Annotated in this window: 2 protein-coding genes; both read right to left on the reverse strand. The window is 47.5% G+C overall.

The window, feature by feature from the left end:
• Positions 1 to 243: 243 nt before the first annotated feature.
• Positions 244 to 1,113 carry an IS3 family transposase gene (locus MJZ25_16590; GenBank protein MCQ2125785.1) on the reverse strand — a complete coding sequence of 290 codons (870 nt, stop codon included), beginning with the start codon at positions 1,111 to 1,113 and terminating at the stop codon, positions 244 to 246.
• Positions 1,114 to 1,118: 5 nt separating this feature from the next.
• Positions 1,119 to 1,499 carry a hypothetical protein gene (locus MJZ25_16595; GenBank protein MCQ2125786.1) on the reverse strand — a complete coding sequence of 127 codons (381 nt, stop codon included), beginning with the start codon at positions 1,497 to 1,499 and terminating at the stop codon, positions 1,119 to 1,121.
• Between the last annotated feature and the right edge of the window lie 51 nt (positions 1,500 to 1,550).

Here is a 1,550-nt window from a genome sequence, read left to right on the forward strand (position 1 = left end):
GTCTTTTCCTGAATTAGGTTTACACGATTTATTAAATATTCATTCAGTTTCCTGAATAAGTTTGCATTAGCAACTGGTTTGGTTTTCTTTTCCTAATCCGGTTGACAGATGGAATGTCAAGAAACCTGAGCCGTTGTCGTGTAAGAATGGAAGAGGCTCGATGCCTCTTCCGTTCTTTTTTCTAGCTCCGATGGCGTTGTCCGTCACCCTCGCCGTTTGTCGTGTCCGCAAAAGTATCAATTTCTAGTTTTTTTTCCAACATTTCTTCTGAATACCTTGCTCTTCATGGACAATAGCCGGAGTCTTGTACCCGATGCTCATGTGAGGTCTCTCGTCATTGTAGAAGCGGATGAACTCAGCAATCCTCCTTCTTGCGTCGCTGAGGTTACTGAAGCGATTGACACGGTACACGAGCTCATTCTTGATTATGCCATTTGTCCTCTCGGCAATCGCGTTGTCCGTCGGACAGTAGTCCTCCGTCATACTTATGAGTGCGTTATGTTCTTCCAAGAGAGCCACGTAATCGTAGCTGCAATACTGCGACCCCCTGTCCGAATGATGTATGATGCCAGTCAGGTCCTGGCCGTGCGTCTGATCGATGGCCATCTGCAGAGCCTTTATCGAATGTACAGCCATGAGTGAGTCTGCCATGCACCATCCGACGATCTTGTGAGAATACGCATCAGTAACTAGATGCAGATATCCGCAATCACGCTCCATGTCGATGTATGTTATATCGCTGACCCACAGCCTATTTGCCGCCATTGGTACATAATCCTTTATGAGGTTGCTGTATTTGCGATAGCGATGGTTGGAGTTGGTCGTACGGCGTGGCTTCGGACGTGGAAGGTTCATATTCTCTCGTTTGAGGAATGCGAAGAACTTGTCTCGCCCAGGTATCCTGCGGTCACCAAATGCGCTCTTGATCATCAGCCATAGCTTGTATCCGCCTATGCCTGGATCCTGCTCGCGAATATCGCCTACGGCCTTGCGCAGCGCATCCTCGAGGCTTACCCGCTCCCTTTTGATGACGCTAACTTTCCTGTAGCCTTGTCTCGTTTTGCCAAACAGCGCGCAAGCGTTCTCTTGTGTAAGGCCATGACGCTCGCGCAGGCTGTCTACTGCTTGGCACCAGAATTTTTTCGTATCTGGTAGCCGTGTTTCTCGGCTATGTCAACTAGGGTGTTGACTGCCTCCAGCTCGAGTTCCTTGCGCGCCAGTTTCACGCGTAGCTCCTCTAGCTGCTTTTCGAGTTCTTCACGGCTCGTCTGTTTTGGACTCTTTTTTTCGTTTCCCATAGATGTCGCGGAGTTATTTGAGCGCAAAGATAACGCTTTACGATTTCCCAGCAGTCGCAACTCCCAATTAATGATTGTAGCATGGCTTCTTATCCCATGTTTTTTCGCAACTTCTCTCAGGCTCAGACTACCTGTGCGATACTCCATTACGATTTCCAGCTTTTGTTCGTCTGTCTGGATTTTTCCTTTTCTTTGATGCATAAATATACTGTTGGTTTGACATTTGATGTAAACCTATTTCAGTATAAGACA

It is taken from the genome of Fibrobacter sp. (assembly GCA_024399065.1).
Lineage (GTDB): Bacteria > Fibrobacterota > Fibrobacteria > Fibrobacterales > Fibrobacteraceae > Fibrobacter.